The sequence below is a fragment of the Streptomyces sp. DG2A-72 genome (genome assembly GCF_030499575.1).
GTDB lineage: Bacteria > Actinomycetota > Actinomycetes > Streptomycetales > Streptomycetaceae > Streptomyces.
In genome coordinates this window covers 6,385,222-6,404,672 of record NZ_JASTLC010000001.1, presented here as the reverse complement: position 1 = coordinate 6,404,672, position 19,451 = coordinate 6,385,222, and the positions used below count along the sequence as shown (strand labels likewise).

18 protein-coding genes are annotated in these 19,451 nt (G+C 69.8%); 11 read left to right on the top strand and 7 right to left on the bottom strand.

What is annotated here, in order from left to right; all coding sequences use genetic code 11:
• Window positions 1-290: 290 nt before the first annotated feature.
• The 3 genes from QQY66_RS30540 to QQY66_RS30530 all read right to left on the bottom strand — a co-directional run bounded on the left by QQY66_RS30540 (window position 291) and on the right by QQY66_RS30530 (window position 2,522).
• Window positions 291-665 (bottom strand): hypothetical protein, encoded by a 375-nt coding sequence (locus QQY66_RS30540; RefSeq protein ID WP_301983475.1) that lies wholly within the window; start codon window positions 663-665, stop codon window positions 291-293.
• A gap of 462 nt (window positions 666-1,127) precedes the next feature.
• Complete coding sequence (locus QQY66_RS30535; protein WP_301983474.1) at window positions 1,128-1,844, bottom strand: hypothetical protein; 717 nt, start codon at window positions 1,842-1,844, stop codon at window positions 1,128-1,130.
• Window positions 1,845-1,904: 60 nt separating this feature from the next.
• Window positions 1,905-2,522 (bottom strand): RNA polymerase sigma factor, encoded by a 618-nt coding sequence (locus QQY66_RS30530; protein WP_301983473.1) that lies wholly within the window; start codon window positions 2,520-2,522, stop codon window positions 1,905-1,907.
• A gap of 432 nt (window positions 2,523-2,954) precedes the next feature.
• Between QQY66_RS30530 and QQY66_RS30525 the strand changes: the two genes are divergently transcribed.
• Complete coding sequence (locus tag QQY66_RS30525) at window positions 2,955-5,519, top strand: FG-GAP-like repeat-containing protein (RefSeq protein WP_301987552.1); 2,565 nt, start codon at window positions 2,955-2,957, stop codon at window positions 5,517-5,519.
• A 49-nt stretch (window positions 5,520-5,568) separates the two neighbouring features.
• On the opposite strand, the gene QQY66_RS30520 is transcribed toward QQY66_RS30525, so the two are convergent.
• On the bottom strand, window positions 5,569-5,964 hold the full coding sequence (locus tag QQY66_RS30520) for a hypothetical protein (protein ID WP_301983472.1): 396 nt from the start codon (window positions 5,962-5,964) through the stop codon (window positions 5,569-5,571).
• A 165-nt stretch (window positions 5,965-6,129) separates the two neighbouring features.
• On the opposite strand from QQY66_RS30520, the gene QQY66_RS30515 reads away from it, so the two are divergent.
• Entirely contained in the window at window positions 6,130-6,624 is a 495-nt protein-coding gene (locus QQY66_RS30515; RefSeq protein ID WP_301983471.1) for a DUF1877 family protein, read from the top strand.
• 9 nt (window positions 6,625-6,633) lie between these two features.
• Here the strand turns inward: QQY66_RS30515 and QQY66_RS30510 are convergent, their stop codons facing one another.
• Window positions 6,634-7,203, bottom strand: a complete 570-nt coding sequence (locus QQY66_RS30510) for a hypothetical protein (RefSeq protein ID WP_301983470.1) — start codon at window positions 7,201-7,203, stop codon at window positions 6,634-6,636.
• A 709-nt stretch (window positions 7,204-7,912) separates the two neighbouring features.
• Entirely contained in the window at window positions 7,913-9,523 is a 1,611-nt protein-coding gene (locus QQY66_RS30505) for a glycoside hydrolase family 20 protein (RefSeq protein ID WP_301987551.1), read from the bottom strand.
• 202 nt (window positions 9,524-9,725) lie between these two features.
• Here QQY66_RS30505 and QQY66_RS30500 point away from each other — a divergent pair, with 202 nt between their 5' ends.
• The 7 genes from QQY66_RS30500 to QQY66_RS30470 all read left to right on the top strand — a co-directional run bounded on the left by QQY66_RS30500 (window position 9,726) and on the right by QQY66_RS30470 (window position 14,727).
• On the top strand, window positions 9,726-10,286 hold the full coding sequence (locus QQY66_RS30500; RefSeq protein WP_301983469.1) for a 2-oxo-4-hydroxy-4-carboxy-5-ureidoimidazoline decarboxylase: 561 nt from the start codon (window positions 9,726-9,728) through the stop codon (window positions 10,284-10,286).
• 179 nt (window positions 10,287-10,465) lie between these two features.
• A complete protein-coding gene (sdhC, locus tag QQY66_RS30495) occupies window positions 10,466-10,846 on the top strand; it encodes a succinate dehydrogenase, cytochrome b556 subunit (RefSeq protein ID WP_301983468.1) in 381 nt (126 codons plus the stop codon).
• 5 nt (window positions 10,847-10,851) lie between these two features.
• Window positions 10,852-11,334, top strand: a complete 483-nt coding sequence (locus QQY66_RS30490; protein ID WP_301983467.1) for a succinate dehydrogenase hydrophobic membrane anchor subunit — start codon at window positions 10,852-10,854, stop codon at window positions 11,332-11,334.
• A 33-nt stretch (window positions 11,335-11,367) separates the two neighbouring features.
• Window positions 11,368-13,122 carry a succinate dehydrogenase flavoprotein subunit gene (sdhA, locus tag QQY66_RS30485; RefSeq protein ID WP_301983466.1) on the top strand — a complete coding sequence of 585 codons (1,755 nt, stop codon included), beginning with the start codon at window positions 11,368-11,370 and terminating at the stop codon, window positions 13,120-13,122.
• Window positions 13,122-13,901: a succinate dehydrogenase iron-sulfur subunit gene (locus tag QQY66_RS30480; RefSeq protein ID WP_301983465.1), complete on the top strand. Its 780-nt coding sequence runs from the start codon at window positions 13,122-13,124 to the stop codon at window positions 13,899-13,901. Before sdhA ends, QQY66_RS30480 begins: the two co-directional genes overlap by 1 nt.
• Before the next feature lie 196 nt (window positions 13,902-14,097).
• Window positions 14,098-14,508 carry a VOC family protein gene (locus QQY66_RS30475; protein ID WP_301983464.1) on the top strand — a complete coding sequence of 137 codons (411 nt, stop codon included), beginning with the start codon at window positions 14,098-14,100 and terminating at the stop codon, window positions 14,506-14,508.
• 21 nt (window positions 14,509-14,529) lie between these two features.
• A complete protein-coding gene (locus QQY66_RS30470) occupies window positions 14,530-14,727 on the top strand; it encodes a hypothetical protein (protein ID WP_301983463.1) in 198 nt (65 codons plus the stop codon).
• Here the strand turns inward: QQY66_RS30470 and QQY66_RS30465 are convergent.
• Window positions 14,724-17,135, bottom strand: a complete 2,412-nt coding sequence (locus QQY66_RS30465; protein WP_301987550.1) for an MMPL family transporter — start codon at window positions 17,133-17,135, stop codon at window positions 14,724-14,726. The genes QQY66_RS30470 and QQY66_RS30465 overlap by 4 nt on opposite strands.
• 169 nt (window positions 17,136-17,304) lie before the next feature.
• Here QQY66_RS30465 and QQY66_RS30460 point away from each other — a divergent pair, with 169 nt between their 5' ends.
• On the top strand, window positions 17,305-17,994 hold the full coding sequence (locus QQY66_RS30460) for a response regulator transcription factor (protein ID WP_301983462.1): 690 nt from the start codon (window positions 17,305-17,307) through the stop codon (window positions 17,992-17,994).
• On the top strand, window positions 17,991-19,451 hold the full coding sequence (locus tag QQY66_RS30455) for a HAMP domain-containing sensor histidine kinase (RefSeq protein WP_301983461.1): 1,461 nt from the start codon (window positions 17,991-17,993) through the stop codon (window positions 19,449-19,451). The genes QQY66_RS30460 and QQY66_RS30455 overlap by 4 nt, the downstream gene beginning before the upstream one ends.

Here is a 19,451-nt window from a genome sequence, read left to right as displayed (position 1 = left end):
TCCCCCCGCAAGCATCTGAGGATCTTTACACGATGCTCACATATGTCAATGCCCAAATGGCCGCTCTCCGGCAAGAGTTGGAGGAAACGACTTGTTCACCTTGCCGATGGCCGAGGACAAGCAGGAATCGCGATCACCAGTCGACGGGCCCCGTACAACCGCTCTGCAGGAAGCACAGTTGACCGGTCGTCTCATGGTTCGGATCGTGAGGAAAGTTGCGATCTGTTGCAGGTGGTCATGCGAAAAGGAGCTGTTGCCCTAGACGGTTCGTCCTGCGCAGCTGATCGGCTTCAATCCGAGCAACTGGTCGCGGAACCGTCGGCCGTGGAGGTGATGGCTACGCGGTAGCCGGCTCCAGAGCTGAATTCGGGCCCGGGCTTGCTCTCTTCCGCGTCGAGGATCTCCTCGGTCAGGAAGTAGACGTCCAGCATCGCCGCGTTGTCCGCCTTGCCGAGGGTGAAGCACAGGCTTGCGGGCTGATCTTCCTTCGAGGACTGCCGGGTAGCCGGAGACGGCTTCCAGCCTTCACGCTCCGCCGCGGCCCGGTAGTGCTGGGTCACGTCGGCCTTGTCGCCGGGGAAGACGTAGGTTCGCTCGGCGTACAACCATGCCTCGCCGCTGTCCTCCCAGCAGCCGGCCTCGAGATCCTCGAATCCTTGGGGCACGATTGTCCCCTGAGGCCGAGAGTCGAGAACGCCGTGCGACTTCAGCTCGTCAACCCGGCTCTCGGTACCCTCGCAGCCCGAGGCGGAAGCAGCATCTGCAAGAGTCTGGCACCCGGTGAGAGCTCCGGTCGCCGACACGGCCGTCAACAGGAGAGCGGCGCACCAGCCGGTTCCCTTACGAGGTGCCAAGCCGACTCCTATGGTTGACAGGCCAAGGCAGCCGACTTCACTACCTGGTACCGGGTACGCGCGGCTGGTGACGTTACCATCTCTTCCGGCAACCGCGGCGTGGACGCAACTCCTGTGGTTCTTGGGGATGTTCAACGGTTCGGGGTACGTCGGGTCGTGATGGCTGTCGTGGGCCGGGCCTTGCCGGCGAGTGAGGTGTCTCTACGGTGGTCGGCTGACGGCCGAGGAGTGGGCTGACCGGGAGGTGGCACGGCGGTCCAGGTCTCGAAGGGGTTACTTCTTGTTCCCCTTCAGGTTGCCGACCCCGGCCCGAGCGCCGCCCTTACCGTTCTTGTCCGCCCTATCCGCCTTGTCGGCGTTGCCCTTCTTGCCGTCGGTCAGCTGCCGGGCGCAGTAGGCGGTGACGTTCCGCTCCCCGCCCGCGGCCGCGATCAGCCGCTGCCAGGCGGTCGACTCCAGGGCCTTGCCGTTTCCCTTGACGTGCTCGTAGGCGCGGCAGTATGCCTCGGTGTCCCGGGCGGTGGCGGGACGGTGCGGACGTACGGACTCCGTCGCCGAAGGCTCCGCGGCCGGTGCGTCGGTCGCGTCGGTCGGGCCGGCCGACGCGTGCGGGCGCTGGTGGCTGCCGTCGGCGCCGTCGGAGGACGTACCGACCGTGCCGATCGCGGCGACCGCGACGCCGCCCAGGGTGAGGCTCGCGAGGAACAGGGAGAGCGTGGCCTTCAGAGAGCGCTTCACGCCGCGCTGCTCCCGGGGCCGCCAGTCGTCGCGGCGGCGGGTGCGGGCCCGGTGCTCGCCGGCGTCCCGGGCAGCCCGGAACGCGGCCACGGCCCGCTGCTCGCCCGCCGTGTCGACACCGCCTTCGCGGATCGCGGCGGCCAGCAGCGCCTCCAGACCCGCCCCGTCGCGCCCGGGTCCGGACACGGCGTCGCCCGGTCGCGCACCCCGGCGGCCGGATGCGGCCCGGTCTCCGCGCTGCCGTTCACCCATGTCCGATCCCGTTCCTCGTCCGGCCCTCCGGCCTGTCCGGCGGCCCGCCGGCGTCATCGCTCATGTCGACTCCCCCAGCGTCCGGGACCCGTCATCCGTCACACCCTCGACTCCGAGCTGCTGCGCCAGGCGCTTCAGCCCCCGGTACGCGGCCGTGCGCACCGCGCCGGGCCGCTTGCCCAGGACGCGGGCGGCGGCGGGGCCGTCGAGGCCGACGACCACCCGCAGCAGTACGGCCTCGGCCTGCTCGCGCGGCAGTCCGCGGACCAGTTGCAGGGCGTACTCGGTCGAGATGCCCTCCAGCGCCTGGTCGTGCGTGCTGTGCGCGGAGGGCAGATCCAGTACGTCCTGCTCCGTCGCCGTCGACCGGGGCCGTACCTTCTGCCGGCGCAGATGGTCCAGCGCCCGGTGCCGGGCGATGGTCGCCGTCCAGCCCCGGAACCCGGCCCCGTCGCCCTTGAACCGCCCGAGGTCCCGGGCGATCTCCAGCCACGCGTCCGAGGCCACGTCCTCCGCGTCGTCGCCGACGATCCCGCGCAGATAGCCGAGCAGTCCGGGCTGCACGATCCGGTAGGCGACCGCGAAGGCGGCCTCGTCACCGTCCTGGGCCCGCGCGACGGCCGCGCCCAGTTCCCCGTCGTACGCGTGCACGCGGCGGGGTTCCCTTCCCTGGCCCAAGAACTGTCCTCGTTCGTACCGAGTCCGTGGCGGACCGCCCGGCGCGACGTCACCGCCCGCGCGAACAGCCCCCATGGTCATCAGCGCCGGGCTTCACGGAAGTGTCACAGCGCCCCCGGCGTGCCGCCGGTGAAGGGAGTGACGCAGGGCACATCCCCGTCCCGTGATGTTCACAGACCGCCAGGCGCTGTAAGGATCGCCGACCCCTGTGACGGGTGGGCCTTCTGTTGATTTCTAGGGGTGGGACATTTGAGTCGCAAGACGACCCATGCGTACAGACCACTGAGCCTCAAGCGAAGAACGTGGCTCACCATCGGGGCAGTGGTACTGGGGGGCGCGGGAGTCGTGACCTACGCGGTCGCCGAACCGAGTTCCGATCAAGCGGCCCAAGTCGCCCGCGACAAGCGGCCGGTGAGAGTCCACGACCTCACCATGAAGGCCGCCGGCACCGGCAAGCGGGAACTCGCCAGGACCGGCACCCAGCAGTTCTCGCTGCTCGGCGTCACCTGGGCCGAGGACGCCCAGGCGCTCGACGGGACCGCGCAGGTGCGGACCCGGAGCGTCGAGACCGGCGAGTGGACCGGCTGGCAGGACCTGGACGTCGACGAGGCGCACCCCGTCGACCGTGCCGAGCCCGGCGCCGAGGACGCCCGGGGCGGTTCCGAGCCGCTCTGGGTCGGGCCGTCCGACGGGGTCGAGGCCCGTGTCGTCGCCGCTGGGGGTACCCCCTCTGGGGGAGGCTCGGCGAGTGCCGGTCTGCCCAAGGGACTCGAGATCAACCTCGTCGACCCCGGCGTGACCGCCGCGGAGGCGAAGAACAAGGCGCTCGACGGCTCAGGCTCCGGCTCCGGCATGGAGGCCGCGGCCTTCGTCGTCGAGGACGCGAGCGCGTCGCCGTCCAGCACATCGGCGTCGCCGCCCCCGACCACCTCGACCTCCCCGAGTGAGAGCAACAGCCCGTCCCCGAGCCAGAGTTCGAGCCCGAGCGCGAGCCAGAGCCCGAGCCCCAGCCCGACCCCCACGGCGACCGTCCCCACCGCCCCGCCCTCCACCGTCCACCGGCCGCCGATCATCTCCCGCGCCCAGTGGGGCGCCGACGAGTCGATGGTCGACGACCCGGCGGAGTACATCGACAAGGTCAGCGCGGTCTTCGTGCACCACACGGTCGGCACGAACAACTACAGCTGCGCCGAGTCGGCTTCGCTGGTGCGCGGCATCATGGCGTACCACGTCCAGACCGAGCAGTGGAACGACATCGGCTACAACTTCCTGGTCGACAAGTGCGGCCGGATCTTCGAGGGCCGCGCGGGCGGTGTCGACCTGCCGGTGCGCGGCGCGCACACCTACGGCTTCAACGGTGACTCGACGGGCATCGCCGTCCTCGGCGACTTCGAGGGCGCCGCCGCTACGGCCACCACACCCGCGAAGCCCGCCGGCCGGCCGACCCGGGCCACCCTGGAGTCCGTGGCCCGCGTCGCCGCCTGGAAGCTCGGCCAGTACGGCGGCAACCCGACCGGCAAGGTCACGCTGACCGCGGGCGCCGACACCGGCGTCTGGGACGAGGGCCAGCAGGCCACGCTCAACACCATCTCCGGTCACCGCGACGGCTTCGCCACCGCCTGCCCGGGCAAGAACCTCTACGCCAAGCTGGCCGAGATCCGGCGCTTCGCGGCGAGCGCGGGCAAGAACTCCGCGATCCCGACCGCCGACTTCAACCGCGACGGCACCGAGGACCTGGTCGCGGGCACGCCGAGGGTGAACCTGGTGACCGTGGTCCCGGGCGGCCTGGACGGCCCGGTCACCGCCTCGAAGCGGGCGTTCACGCAGAACAGCGCGGGCATCCCCGGCACCACCGAGACCGGTGACAACTTCGGCTACTCGACCGCGTGGGGCGACGTCAACGGCGATGGCTACGCCGACCTCGCGATCGGCTCCCCCGGCGAGGACGACACCAGCGGCAACGCCGATCGCGGCCAGGTGTCCGTGATGTACGGCCCGGACCTCACCCGCGGTTTCGCGTACACCACCAGCGGCGTCACGGCGTCCGGCGCCAAGCTCGGCTCGACGGTCACCGTCGGCGACTTCAACGCCGACGGCAAGGCGGACGTCTTCTCGGCCGGCACCGGCACGGGCGGCAACTGGAACGTGCGGCTGACCGACGGTGGCTATACATCGGGCAGGCTCACCGGCGCCACGGGTTCCCTCGCCTACCTGGACGCCGCGACCGGCGACTTCAACCGGGACGGCTACGCGGACGTGGCCCTCAACTACCGCGACACCGGCGGCATCGGCCGCGTCGTCCGCTTCGCGGGCTCGGCCACCGGCCTGGCCAAGGTGGGCGTCATCTCCGTCAAGGGCGGCCGCTCCATCGCCGCGGGCGACGTCAACGGCAACGGCTACGACGACATCGTCATCGGCCAGCCCATCGCCGCCGAGTCCAGCGGGGTCACCGCCGGCCAGGTCACCATGGTCCCGGGCACGTCCACCGGCTTCACCACCACCGGGATGACGACCATCCACCAGAACACCACGGGAGTGCCCGGCGCCAACGAGTCGTACGACGCGATGGGCGCCTCGGTCTCGATCGGCGACTACAACGCTGACGGCTACGCGGACGTCCTCGCGGGCGTCCCGAACGAGGACCTCATCCGCAGCGGCGTCAACCAGACGAACGCGGGCAACGCGATCCTCATCAAGGGCACGTCGTCCGGTCTCACCGGCTCCGGCGCGGTCTCGATCTCGCAGGACACCACCGGCGTCCCCGGCGCCACCGAGAGCGGCGACGCGTTCGGCTCGTCCGTGTCGCTGGCGGACCTGTCCGGGTACGGGCGCACGGACCTGACGTTCGGCGCGCAGGGCGAGGACGCGGGCAACGGCGTCCTGACGTACGTCCCGAGCAACAGCACCGGGCTCGGGTACTCGTACACCGTCATGTTCGGCAAGGGCACGCTGGGCCTGCCGACGGGAGCCCGCCTGGGCCAGACCCTGGCGCCGTAAGCGAGGCGGGTCGGCCGGGGCCCTGTGCAGTGGGCAGGGCCCCGGCCGGTCAGTGGCGTGCCGTTCCGCGGGTCGCGTCCCGGCACAGCAGCCGCAGCGAGCCGTCCCCGGCGAAGCAGCGCCGGGCCTCGTCGATCGGGTCCCACAGCCGGCCGTCGGGCGTGCGGACCCAGTGGTCGCCGCCGCCCGCCCACCACTCGGCGCCGGTCTGCCGGACGACGACCTCACCGGCGTACGCGCCGAAGCCGCGCAGCATGCTCTCCACGGCGGTGTACGGCGTGCCCTCGCGGCGCAGTTCCTCGATCATCCGGTCGACGCGCCACAGGCTCTGCGCCGAGTAGTCGAGCCGCAGCCGCGCACCCTCGCGCATGGTCGCCACCGCGTCCGCCGCCCAACGCACCGGCTTCACCGCGGCCTGGGGCCTGCTCTCCTGCTGTGTCGTCACATAGGGAAAAGCGAGGTCAGCGGGTATTTCGTCACGCGGATCGGGCCACTGCGCGAGACCGGTGCAGGACCGCCCCACCGCCTGCACGACCCGCACAGGATTCGCTCAGCACGACGGGTTGACGCCCCAGTGACGATTCGGGGTGTCGGTGCGCTCTTGTCACCGATGAGCATGTACTTCCACTTGCGCGCCGTACCACCCGCGGCCCTGCGCAACAGCGCCACCTGGCAGCAGAAGCTCTTCGAGGACGACTGGGACACCGTGCGCCGGCGCCTCGACCGGCACCGCGAGGAAATGCTCGACCAGCACTACGTCGACCACCAGCTCCTCTACGCCTGCACGCCCCCGCACCACGCCGAGGAGGGACCGTGGGCCCATGTGGTCCTGGGCGGCCGGCCGGTGCTCCATCCCGAGCCGGACAGGCCCCCGTTCCTGATGCTGACCGCCGCGCAGGTGGCCCGGGTCGCCGCGTTCCTCACGGGCGCCGACTTCGACGCCCTGTGGCGGCCGGTGCGCGACAAGCTGCTGCCGCGGTACGGCGGACCCGACGCGGAGCCGGAAGTCCACGGCGTCTTCGCGGCGTCCCACCGCGATCTGACCGCGTTCTACGCCCGCACGGCGGAGTACGGCGACGCGGTGGTGAAGTGGCTGGTCACCTGAGCCGAACGCTCAGCGCCGCCCCCGCGCCCGCCGCGACACGACCGCGCGCAGCACGCGCCGCCCCTCCGTCGACACCTCCAGCGCATGGCGCAGGCCGCTCGCACCATGCCCGGCGAGCAGCTCCAGGACGGCGACCTGGCGGCGCAGTTCGGCGGCGACGAGCGGCGGCATGCCCTCCGTACGGCCCTCGCGGCGGGCGTCGAGCGAGGCGTCGTCGTCCGCGACGTCGAGGAGCCGGTGGATCTGCAGCGCGGCGACGGAGCAGGCGTCGGCCCACGTCCGCGCCTCGGCGGCGGACCGGACGGCCGGGGCGGCGGCCAGCATGCGCCGGACGAGCAGCGCGGCCTCGTCCTCGACATCCGCGTCGTCCATGACGTCCGCGATGCCCAGCTTTCCGCGCGCCTGCTCCAGCAGTTCGCCCCACGCGGCGGTGTCCCCGCCGTCCGCGAGGTTCCCCCACAACGGCCGCAGCACCTCGTCGTCACCGCCCAGCAGCGGTACGCAGCGATCCAAACAAGCCAACCCGCTGGCGGCCAGGCCGCGTTCGTCGGCCTGCGCGATCAGTTCCACCAGGCTCATCCACGCCTCCCTCTGCGGGGCTTCGCGGGGCGCCCACCTTTACGGAGCCCGCACTTCCCCTTACTGCGTGCGACGGCCCGCGAGTGTCACAGGGGAACGACGCCGAGCCGGTCGAGCATACGGAAGAATAGATTTTCGGCCAACGGATCGGCGCCAGTGGTCACAGTAGGTCACGGGTTACTCTCATTGGGTGATACCGTACATTCGTCGATCACAGCGGAGTGCCTGCCATCGGCGAGGTGTGACTTTGCGCGACCAGAGGATCGTGCCGAGAGAGCTACCCGTCGGGGCGCTTGCAGCCGAGGATCGCAGGGGAGCGGTCAAGCCCCGCCGAGGACTTCGCGCAGCCTGTCGGCCGTAAGACGCGGATCGCCGAGACGGACCAGCGCGCCCCCGCCCCCGAAGACCGTTCGCGGGGCAGTCCGGCACATCCCGGACGCGGAGTCAGGCAATCACCCGACGCCGCGAGGAACGGTACTCCCACACCTGCCAGTTGGCCGTCTGGGGCAGGCGCGCTGGGGTCATACCCAGCGCGCCCCACAACATCACCAACTCGCCGAGCGGCCGCTCGCTGCGCCCCACGACGAAGTACCCCCAGTAGCCCATCCCGGCCCCCTTCTCGGCTTCGGCTCGCGCCGAATACACCACAGTCGCACGGGAGTTCGCAGCAACATCGGACAATTCGCGCGTGTCTGCGCAACTCCAGCCGTCACCCCAGCCGCTCGGCCAGCGCCTTGAACTCCGCCCAGGACAGCTGCGGCCGGCCCGGGTTCCACAGCTTCTGCACGGTCGCCGCCAACGGCATCCGGATCCCGGCCGCGACCTGGTCCTGGGTCTGCGAGTCCGCGAGATCGCACCACACGGCGAAGGAGCCGCCGAGGATCTGGTCCTCGTACCGCACCGGCACCGCCTGCGTACCGCGCACCACCCGCGGGGTCCACTGCTCGTAGATCCGCTGCCCTGTCGGATAGACGAAGGTCTGCGGCTGCCCGAGGACGTAGTACAGGAACTCGTCGTTGTAGTTGACGAGGTCGCGCCCGGCTCTCAGATACTCCACCGGCAACCGCGCCCCGATCTCCTTGCCCGTCCAGTAGGCGACCTGGAGATCCTCGGCCGCCTCGACGGACGTACCGGCGTAGAAGCCGTCGTTCCACGCCCGCATCGTCCGGTCGTGCGTACGGATCGTGTCCGCACGGTCGTTGAGCCAGCCGGTGGCGAGATCGGCGACGGTGGCGCCTGAGCCGTACGCCTCGGTGGCCGCGGAGGCCAGCTGCGGATAGGCGGCCTCGGGATCGTCCGACGTCAGCGCCGCGTACTCGTCGCCGCCGAGATGCCAGTAGCCGCCGGGGAACAGCTCGGCGTACTCGTTCAACAGATCGTCGACGATGGTGCCGGCCTCATCCTTGGAGATGTCGATCGCACCCCGCGGCGCCGCCCCCTGCGCGCTGCGCAGCTGCAGATCGGGATGGGCGGCGATCACGGCCCCGAGATGCCCCGGAGAGTCGATCTCGGGCACGACCGTCACATGCAGCCGCTCCCCCAGCTCGACGATCTTCTTCACCTGCGCCTTGGTCAGATGCTCCTTGGACACGATCTCCGGATGCGTGTCGGACTCGATCCGGAACCCCTGGTCGTCCGAGAAGTGCAGCCCCAGCTGGTTGAACTTCAGGTCCGCCAGCTCACGCACCCGGTTCTCGATCCAGCCGGCCGTGAAGTGCTTGCGGGCGATGTCGAGCATCAGCCCCCGCTGCGGCTTCGCCGGCTCGTCGCGTACGACGCCCTCCGGCGCCGCACCACTGCCGCGCACCGCCTGCTTGAGCGTCCGGGTGCCGTAGAACACGCCCGAGTCCGCGGGCCCGCTGATGTTCACCCGCCCGCCGCGCACGGTCATGGTGTACGACTCCGGATCCGCGCCCTCGTCGTCGTTCAGCGCCAGCCGTACGTCCCCGGCGCGCACGTCGCCCTTCTCCCCCGCGTACGACAGCCCCAGCTCACCCGCGAGCAGCCGCCCCTCGTCGACGAGTTCCGCGTCGTTCACGACCACCCGCTGACCGCGCGCCGGCTTCCAGCCGGGCCCACGGGCGGGAGTGTGCGCGCGTACGGCGGGGATGGTGCGGGGCGTCTTCGACAGCGGGTAGGTGCGGCTCGGGCTGGGACGGGGACTCGGAGTCTCCGAGGGGGCCGCGGCCGACGTCGTCGTCGTTCCGGCCGTGGGCAGCCGGGACGCCGAACCGGTCCCGGGATCACCCTCGTCCCCCGCGGCCGCCCAGATCCCGAGACCGAGCCCGACCGCCACCACGGTCGCCGCCGCGACCAGCATCCGCCGCCTGTCCGTCCATGCCGAGATCCTGCGCCTGTGCTGACTCACGGGCGCCAACCTAGGCCCTGAGCCGTGCGACATCCGTCCACCACGCGTTCCGAAACTCTCCCGTGCGGGTGAAATTCGGGCATCCGTCGGACACGTCATGTCCGTTCTCGATAACGTGGTGGCACATCTCTCACACCATCCCCTGCCGAATCACGTGACGCCCACACACCTCCCTGGCCAAGTCGCCATACCCGAGCAGACCCGGCACACGTCTTCCCCGCTGGACCACTTCAACACGGCCCCCCTCGAAGACGTCCACCACACCCTCCTGACCTGCCTCCACAGCCCCCGCTGGGCCCACCGGGTAGCCGACCACCGCCCCTACCCGGACCTCGAGTCCCTCCTGGCCGCGTCCGACGAGGCGGCGTACGACCTGACGGCGGCCGACCTGGCAGCGGCACTGGCAGAAGAAACGCTTCCTGAACTCCCCGACGGAACGTACTCGGCCGCCCATACCGCACTGCGTGCCGCGGATGCCGCATACGAGGCTAAATTCGGGCATGTATTCGTGATCTACGTGGGCAACCTGCCGCCGAACGAGGTCCTCAACCACGTACTGGCAGGAATCCGGTCACGATTGACAAACGATCCGGAAGAGGAACGGGTGGTAGCGGCAGAGGAACTCCGCCGCCTGGCAAAGGGACGGTTGAGAGATGCCCTCAGGGGCGCGGGGAACTGCGCGACCAGCCCCCACCCAGCCGCACCCGGCACATAACCGCACACACCACCCCCAATAGCCCGTTCGCCTGCCACATTGATCACACCGAGAGGCCCCGGCGAAGCCCAGCCGCAGCGCCTCGCTACGATGCTGGGGGCCGGTGGACCGTACCCGGCCGGGCCCGACCGACAGCACAAGCCGGCGCGGCCCCAATCCCCGCTCCCGGAGGAACTTCCGTGCCGGCTGGAACGCTGTACCGCGGCCGGGAAGGAATGTGGTCCTGGGTGGCTCATCGAGTCACCGGCGTCCTCATTTTCTTCTTCCTGTTCGTTCACGTGCTGGACACCGCTCTCGTCCGTGTCTCTCCCGAGGCCTACGACGACGTCGTGGCCACGTACAAGACGCCGCTCGTCGCGCTGCTGGAGTACGGCCTCGTCGCCGCCATCCTCTTCCATGCGCTCAACGGCCTGCGTGTCATCGCCGTCGACTTCTGGTCCAAGGGCCCGCGCTACCAGAAGCAGATGCTCTGGTCCGTCGTCGGCCTGTGGCTCGTACTGATGCTCGGGGCGATCTACCCCGTCCTCGGTCACGCCGCTCGTGAACTGTTCGGGAGCTGACGCGCATGTCCACCACCGAAAAGACCGCTGCCGGGATCGGCCCTGTAGAGGGCGAGTCCATCTACACCGTCGACAACCCGGCACCGCTGATCGAAGCTCCGCGCAAGCGGACCAAGAAGACCCCGAAGTCCACGCGGGGCAACTTCGAGATGGCCGCCTGGCTGTTCATGCGCCTGTCCGGCGTGGTGCTGGTCGTCCTGGTCATCGGCCACCTGCTGATCCAGCTCGTGCTGGACGGCGGCGTGTCGAAGATCGGTTTCGCCTTCGTGGCCGGCCGCTGGGCCAGCCCCTTCTGGCAGGTCTGGGACCTGCTGATGCTGTGGCTGGCGATGCTGCACGGCACCAATGGCCTGCGCACGATCATCAACGACTACGCGGAGCGCGCGAACACCCGGCTGTGGCTGAAGGGCCTGCTCTACACCGCCACGGTGTTCACCATCCTGCTGGGCACGCTGGTGATCTTCACCTTCGACCCGAACATCCGCTAGGCGCACGGGACTGAGGGACTGAGAGAACCACTCATGAAGATCCACAAGTACGACACAGTCATCGTCGGCGCAGGTGGCGCCGGTATGCGCGCCGCGATCGAGTCGACGAAGCGCAGCCGCACCGCCGTGCTCACCAAGCTCTACCCCACCCGCTCCCACACGGGCGCCGCGCAGGGCGGCATGGCCGCCGCGCTGGCCAACGTGGAGGAGGACAACTGGGAGTGGCACACCTTCGACACGGTCAAGGGCGGTGACTACCTGGTCGACCAGGACGCCGCCGAGATCCTGGCGAAGGAGGCCATCGACTCGGTCCTCGACCTGGAGAAGATGGGCCTGCCGTTCAACCGCACGCCGGGCGGCACGATCGACCAGCGCCGCTTCGGCGGTCACAGCCGGAACCACGGCGAGGCCCCGGTCCGCCGCTCCTGCTACGCGGCCGACCGCACCGGCCACATGATCCTCCAGACGCTGTACCAGAACTGCGTGAAGGAGGGCGTGGAGTTCTACAACGAGTTCTACGTCCTGGACCAGCTGATCACCGAGGTCGACGGCGTGAAGCGGTCGGCCGGCGTGGTGGCGTACGAGCTGGCGACCGGCGAGATCCACGTCTTCCAGGCGAAGGCCGTGATCTACGCGTCCGGCGGCTGCGGCAAGTTCTTCAAGGTGACGTCGAACGCGCACACGCTGACGGGTGACGGCCAGGCGGCGGTCTACCGTCGTGGGCTGCCGCTGGAGGACATGGAGTTCTTCCAGTTCCATCCCACCGGCATCTGGCGCATGGGCATCCTGCTGACGGAGGGCGCTCGTGGTGAGGGCGGCATCCTCCGCAACAAGGACGGCGAGCGCTTCATGGAGAAGTACGCGCCGGTGATGAAGGACCTGGCGTCGCGTGACGTCGTATCGCGGTCGATCTACACCGAGATCCGCGAGGGCCGGGGCTGCGGCCCGGAGGGTGACCACGTCTATCTGGACCTGACGCACCTTCCCCCGGAGCAGCTGGACGCCAAGCTGCCCGACATCACGGAGTTCGCCCGCACCTACCTGGGCATCGAGCCGTACACGGACCCGATCCCGATCCAGCCCACCGCGCACTACGCGATGGGCGGCATCCCGACGAACGTCGAGGGTGAGGTGCTCGCCGACAACACGACGGTCGTCCCCGGCCTGTACGCGGCGGGCGAGGTCGCCTGCGTCTCCGTCCACGGCGCGAACCGCCTCGGCACCAACTCCCTGCTGGACATCAACGTGTTCGGCAAGCGGGCCGGCATCGCCGCCGCCGAGTACTCGCAGAAGGCGGACTTCGTCGAGCTGCCCGAGGACCCCGCGCGGCTGGTGCTCGACCAGGTGGAGCGCCTTCGCGACGCCACCGGCACCGAGCGGGTCTCGGTCCTGCGTCGCGAGCTGCAGGAGACCATGGACGCGAACGTCATGGTCTTCCGCACCGAGCAGACGATCAAGACGGCGGTGGAGAAGATCGCGGAACTCCGCGAGCGCTACCTGAACGTCTCGATCCAGGACAAGGGCAAGCGGTTCAACACCGACCTCCTGGAAGCCGTCGAGCTGGGCAACCTGCTCGACCTGGCCGAGGTCATGGCGGTCTCCGCCCTGGCCCGCAAGGAGTCCCGCGGCGGCCACTACCGCGAGGACTACCCGAACCGCGACGACGTCAACTTCATGCGCCACACCATGGCGTACCGCGAGGTGGGCGACGACGGCACCGAGTCCATCCGTCTCGACTACAAGCCGGTCGTCCAGACCCGCTACCAGCCGATGGAGCGTAAGTACTGATGGCAACCCCGACCCTGGACAAGGCGGACGCGGCCGGCACGCCTGAGCCCGGCTTCGCCGACTCCCCGTACATCACGGCCACCTTCCGCATCCGCCGCTTCAACTCCGAGGTCTCGGCGGATGCGGCCTGGGAAGACTTCCAGGTGGAGATCGACCCGAAGGAACGCGTCCTCGACGCCCTGCACAAGATCAAGTGGGAGCTGGACGGCACGCTCACCTTCCGCCGCTCCTGCGCCCACGGCATCTGTGGCTCCGACGCGATGCGGATCAACGGCAAGAACCGTCTGGCCTGCAAGACGCTGATCAAGGATCTCAGCCCGGAGAAGCCGATCACGGTCGAGCCCATAAAGGGCCTGACGGTCCTCAAGGACCTGGTCGTGGACATGGAGCCGTTCTTCCAGGCGTACCGGGACGTCATGCCGTTCCTGATCACCAAGGACACGAACGAGCCGACGCGTGAGCGCCTGCAGACCGCCGAGGACCGCGAACGCTTCGACGACACGACGAAGTGCATCCTCTGCGCCGCCTGCACCTCCTCGTGCCCGGTCTTCTGGAACGACGGCCAGTACTTCGGCCCGGCCGCCATCGTCAACGCCCACCGCTTCATCTTCGACAGCCGTGACGAAGCGGGCGAGCAACGCCTGGAGATCCTCAACGACAAGGACGGCGTCTGGCGCTGCCGCACGACCTTCAACTGCACGGACGCCTGCCCGCGCGGCATCGAGGTCACGAAGGCGATCGCGGAGGTCAAGAAGGCGCTGATCACGCGCCGCTTCTGACCCTCTCTGTCTGGCTTCAGGGCCCTGTTTCCGCTACTTCGGAAACAGGGCCCTCTGGCGTTGGGCAGTCAGTTGCGCGACGGAGTCCCGCCTGTCCGCTCAGCGTTCCGAGCCGCTTCACCTCAACGAGTGATCACATCGTCGGCCCGGGCTCTGCTGCCGCCAGGAGAGCCGTACCACTTCTTACTCTGACGTCATGTCAGATGACGAGTCGTACGAGCTGCTCGGTTTCGACAACGTGCTGCTGCCCGTCGGGGACCTCGGTGAGGCCGTCGACTTCTACGAGCGGGCCGGGTTCGCGGTGGCGTTCCGGTTCGACGAGGCCGGGATCGCCCTGCTGAAGGTCGGGGGCGAGACGCCGGGGATTCTGCTGCGGGCCGAGGAGGAGTTCGGGCACCGGCCGCCGACGTGGCCCTCGCCCAAGGTGTGGCTGGAGGTGCCGAACGCCAAGATCGCCGCCCAAGCGCTGCTGGGTGCCGGTATCGCCCTGCTCGACGAGCCGTTCTCCGTGGCCACCGGCTGGACCGTCGAGGTCGCCGACCCGTGGGGGAACGTCATCGGGCTCACCGACTACACGAAACGGCCCGAGCTCGCACGGAGGGCCTGAGGCGGCTCACCACGCGCGCTGGTGCGGGAGGTGCATGAGCTGTTCACGGTCATCATCGACCGCAAGCACCAGCGCCTTCATGTCCTCACCGAACCGATAGGCGGCACTTACACCGCACGCGGGATCCACATCCCCGGGGAGCTCGTCACGCTCCCCGAGTCTGTGGGCGGCAAGGTGGTGCTGGACGTCGAGCGCCTCCTCAAAGCCGGACTGCCCTAATTGACCGCGTCCACCTCACCCTCGGCGAGCTCCACGTCGTACACCAACGGCCCGTCCTCCACGACCACATGCCGTGCCCGCGACCCGTACGACGGCGCAGTCGCCGCCAGCAGATACGCCCCCGGCGTCGGGACGGACAGGATGTATGAGCCGTCGGCCAGGGATGTCACCCGGTCCAGCTGACGGCCGCCCTTCGAGAGCAGCGTCACCGCCGCGCCCGGGACCGGCTCGCCGTCGGCCGTGCGGATGAAGCCGTGGACGACCGAGGCACCACCCTCCATGGCAAGCTCCGTTTCTTCCTCACGCGGCTCCACCGCCAGATGCGGCAGCCGCTTCTCCAGGCCGGCCGGCAACCACCAGTTGGCGTTGCCGAGCAGATGCATCGCGGCCGGTACCAAGGCCGTGCGGAGGATGAAGGCATCGAGGGCGACCGCTCCCGCCAGGCCGATGCCCGCCATCGCGGCCTCCAGCTCACCGCTGAGGATGAAGGCACTGAAGACGCACATCATGATCAGGGCCGCGCAGTTGATGACGCGGCTCGTCTCCGACAGGCCCACGCGGACCGCACGCGCGTTGTCCTTGGTGTGCACCCACTCCTCGTGCATCCGGCTCACCAGGAACACCTGGTAGTCCATCGAGAGGCCGAAGAGCAGGGACAGCATGATCACCGGCAGGAAGGCGGCGATCGGGCCCTCCTTGCCGAGGCCGAGGATTTCGGTGCCCCAGCCCCATTGGAAGATCGCCACGAGTACGCCGAAGGACGCGGCTGCCGCGACGAGGTTCATCACCGCGGCCGTCAGGGGCACCACCAGGGAGCGGAAGGCCACCATCAGGAGCAGGAAGCCCAGCGCGATGATCGCCGCGATGAAGTACGGCAGCCGGTCGGCGGTCACCGACGCGAAGTCCTTGGACACCGCCGTCACCCCGCCCACGTGCGCCTCGACGTCGGCCGCGGGGATGACGTCCTCGCGCAGGCGGTCGATCAGCCGGTCGGTCTCCACATCCTGCGGTGACGTGGTCGGGACCACCTGGATCACCGAGATGCCGTTCGCGGGCGGCAGTGCGGCGACCGCCGCCACGCCCTCGGTCGACTCGATGCGCGAGACCAGCCCCGTCGTGGCTTCGCCGTCCACCACCACCTGGAGCGGCCCGTTGAAGCCGGGCCCGAAACCCTCGGCGAGCAGGTCGTACGCCTGCCGGGTCGTCGTCGACTCCTTGTGGTTGCCCTGGTCGGAGGTGCCGAGCCGGATCGACAGGACGGGGATCGAGAGGCCCACCATGACGAGCATGGCCACGGCGGCGATGGAGCGGGGGCGTCGTTCGACGTACGCCGACCAGCGCCCCGCGAGCCCGCTCACGTGCTCCGGCTCCGGTCCCGCCGCGGCGAGCCTGCGCCGCTGCCGGCGGCTGAGCACCCGCATGCCGAGCAGTCCGAGAAGCGCCGGCAGCAGGGTGACCGCGGCCAGCACGCCCAGCACGACGGTCAGGGACGTCGCGATGACCACGCCGTCGAGGAAGCGCAGATTCATCACCAGCATGCCGGCGAGGGCGATGACCACGGTGCCGCCCGCGAACAACACGGCACGTCCCGAGGTGTTGAGGGCCTTCACCGCCGCCTCCTCCGGCTTCATCCCGCGCAGGATGCCGCGCCGGTGCCGGGTGACGATGAACAACGCGTAGTCGATGCCCACGCCCAGGCCGATCAACGAGCCGAGCAGCGGGGCGACATCGGGGACGTTCGTGACATGGCTGAGCAGTCCCGTCCCCATCATGCCGATGCCCAGGGCGACGACCGCCACGACGATCGGCAGCAGCATCGCGAAGAACGCGCCGAAGGCGAGGAAGAGGACGATCGCCGCCGCCAGGACGCCGACCAGCTCGGACGTACCCTGGGCCGCCTCCTGGACCCGGGTGATCGCCTGGCCGCCCAACTCCACCTGCAGGCCGTCGCGTTCGGCGTCCTGCGCCGTGTCGACGACGTCCTCCACCAGCTCCTTGGGTACGGCGTTCGCCTGCTCGGTGAAGGTGACCTGGGCGTAGGCGATCCGCCCGTTCTCACTGATCTGCGCCGCTCCGCCCTCAGCCGCGTACGGGCTGGTGACCTCGCCGACTCCGTCCATGCCCGCGATCTCGTTCAGCGCCGGCTCGATCCGGGACTGTACGGACCCGTCCCGCACCGAGGCCCCGTCTTTGCCGTCCACCTTCCACACGATCGTGTCGGTGTCGCCGGAACTCTCCGGGAAGGCCTTCTCCATCAGGTCGTACGCCTTTTTGGAGTCCGTGTTGGGCAGGGAGAAGACGTTCGCGTAGTCCGTGCCCGCGGCCGAACCCGCGAAGCTCACGCCGAACAGTGCCCCCACCCACAGCAACAGGACCACCAGCCGGTGCCGATAGCACCAGCGTGCCAATGCCGCCACGCTCAAGCTCCTTCGTCGCTCGGTTCGGTTGGTCCCCCAGGTCCTGGGCAACAGGATTGGCGGCGGCACGCGTGCGTGGACATGACCCGCCCATGACTCTCAAGGAACTCCAAAGACCGGAACGGGCCCCGTTGTCAGTGCCCGCGCCGATACTGGGGGCATGTCGAAGGCTCCAGGCACTGTGCTGGTCGTTGAGGACGAGGAGAGCATCGCGGACGTCCTCGCCATAGCGCTGCGCTACCACCGGTTCGAGGTGATGATCGCGGGCACCGTCCGTGAGGCGCTCACGCTCGCCGAGCGGACGCGTCCGGACGCCGCCCTGCTCGACGTCATGCTGCCGGACGGCGACGGCCGGGCCCTGGGCCACCAACTGCGGGCCGCGCGGCCCGATCTGGCGCTGGTGTTCCTCACGGCGCGCGACTCGCCCGCCGAGATAGTCGGCGCCCTCGGCTTCGGCGACGACTACATCACCAAGCCGTTCAACATCGACGAGGTCGTCGCGCGGATCACGGCGGTCCTGCGGCGCACCCGCTCGGCGGACGTCCTCCCGCAGCGCCCACCACTGCGGTACGGCGATCTGGAGCTGGACGAGACGACGTACTGCGTGCACCGCGCGGGCCGGACGGTCGAGCTCACCCCCACCGAGTACGCCCTGCTGCGCTTCCTGGTGCGCAACGGCGGCCGGATCGTCCCCAAGGAGCAACTCCTGCGCCACGTCTGGCAGTACGAGCACACCCCGCCCGAATCGACCGTCGTGGAGACCTACATCAGCTATCTGCGGCGCAAGCTGGACGCCCTGGGCGCGCCGGTGATCACCACGCGGCGGGGCGTCGGATACGGGCTGGCATGACGTTCGGGCGGTTTCGGTGCAAGCGCGGCGGGATCCACTCGCTGCGCGCCAAGCTGACGCTGGCGAACGTGGCGCTGCTGGCACTCGGCATCGCCATGGCCACCGCGGTGAGCCTGATGGCCGCGCGGCACTATCTCCTCGACAAGGTGGACTCCGAGCTGGTCAGCGAGCGTGCCTCGCTGCAGAACGCCGGGTTCACCATGGAGCAGATCGAGTCGCTGGGCGAAATAGCCGTCGCTCTCGACAATTTCAACGCCGATGACACCGACGCCCTGCCCAACACGGCGGGCTCGGTGTTCGTCGCCGTCGACGGCACCGGACGCCCGGTGGCCCTCGGCCCGCTCGCTCCGACGTCCCGGCAGCGCGCGTTCGCCGAGGCCGCGGGGGACCCGGCCGCAGTCACCGCCGAGACGGAGCCGCAGGACGTGCGTGTCGAGGGTGAGTCGTACCGGATGGTCGGGGCGAAGCTGTCCGACGGCACGATCGTGCTGATCGCCACCTCCACCGAGGCCCTGCACGAAGGCATGGCGAAGGCGCTCAAGCTCGACTTCGCCTTCGGCGCGCTGCTGCTGGCGCTGCTCGCCTGTCTCACCATGATCAGTGTGAGCCGCCGGATGCGGCCACTGGAGGACATGGTGGAGACGTCGTCGGCGATCGCCGAGGGGGACCTGACCCGGCGTGTGCCGTCCAGCCGGGAGGCCACGACGGAGGTGGAGCAGCTGCGGCTCGCCCTCAACTCCATGCTCCACCAGGTCGAGTCGGCGTATCTCACGCGGGAACGCAGCGCGGCCCAACTGCGCCGCTTCGTCGCCGACGCCTCGCACGAGCTGCGCACCCCGCTGTCCGCGATACGCGGCTATCTCCAGCTGTTCGACAGGGGAATGCTGACCGACCCTGCCGAGCGGAAGCGTGCCGGGGAGCGGGTGATGGCGGAGTCCGACCGGATGGGGCGGCTCGTCGACGAACTGCTCACCCTCGCCCGTCTCGACCAGCAACCCGAACTGCGCTTCCGGAACGTCGACTTGAGCCGCCTGGTGCGCGACGCGGCCGAGGATCTGCGGGTGCAGCAGCCGGACCGGCCGATCGGCGTCGACGCCGACGGCTCCCTGCTGGTGCACGCCGACGAGTCGGGGCTGCGTCAGGTGCTGGGCAACCTGGTGGGCAACGTACGCACGCACACGGCGGCCGATGTGCCGGTCCGGCTGGGTGTGGAGCGGAGCGACGGCGTCGTACGGCTGCGCGTCGAGGACAAGGGGCCGGGGCTCGCCGAGGAGGACGCGGCCCGGATCTTCGACCGGTTCTTCCGGGCCGGGGGCGGCGCGGGCAGCGGGCTGGGGATGGCGATCGTGCAGGGTGTCGTACGGGCGCACGGGGGCGACGTGGCGGTGCGGACGGCGCCGGGTGAGGGGCTGGCGGTGACGGTCACCCTGCCGGTGCGGGCGCCCATACCGTCGTAG

Coding starts and splice junctions, on each gene's coding strand:
- QQY66_RS30510 (WP_301983470.1), bottom strand. CDS start 7,203: ATGAGCCTGGTGGAACTGATCGCGCAGGCCGACGAACGCGGCCTGGCC.
- QQY66_RS30535 (WP_301983474.1), bottom strand. CDS start 1,844: ATGGGTGAACGGCAGCGCGGAGACCGGGCCGCATCCGGCCGCCGGGGT.
- QQY66_RS30515 (WP_301983471.1), top strand. CDS start 6,130: ATGAGCATGTACTTCCACTTGCGCGCCGTACCACCCGCGGCCCTGCGC.
- QQY66_RS30475 (WP_301983464.1), top strand. CDS start 14,098: ATGTCAGATGACGAGTCGTACGAGCTGCTCGGTTTCGACAACGTGCTG.
- QQY66_RS30490 (WP_301983467.1), top strand. CDS start 10,852: ATGTCCACCACCGAAAAGACCGCTGCCGGGATCGGCCCTGTAGAGGGC.
- QQY66_RS30455 (WP_301983461.1), top strand. CDS start 17,991: ATGACGTTCGGGCGGTTTCGGTGCAAGCGCGGCGGGATCCACTCGCTG.
- QQY66_RS30480 (WP_301983465.1), top strand. CDS start 13,122: ATGGCAACCCCGACCCTGGACAAGGCGGACGCGGCCGGCACGCCTGAG.
- QQY66_RS30460 (WP_301983462.1), top strand. CDS start 17,305: ATGTCGAAGGCTCCAGGCACTGTGCTGGTCGTTGAGGACGAGGAGAGC.
- QQY66_RS30525 (WP_301987552.1), top strand. CDS start 2,955: ATGAAGGCCGCCGGCACCGGCAAGCGGGAACTCGCCAGGACCGGCACC.
- QQY66_RS30505 (WP_301987551.1), bottom strand. CDS start 9,523: ATGCTGGTCGCGGCGGCGACCGTGGTGGCGGTCGGGCTCGGTCTCGGG.
- sdhA (WP_301983466.1), top strand. CDS start 11,368: ATGAAGATCCACAAGTACGACACAGTCATCGTCGGCGCAGGTGGCGCC.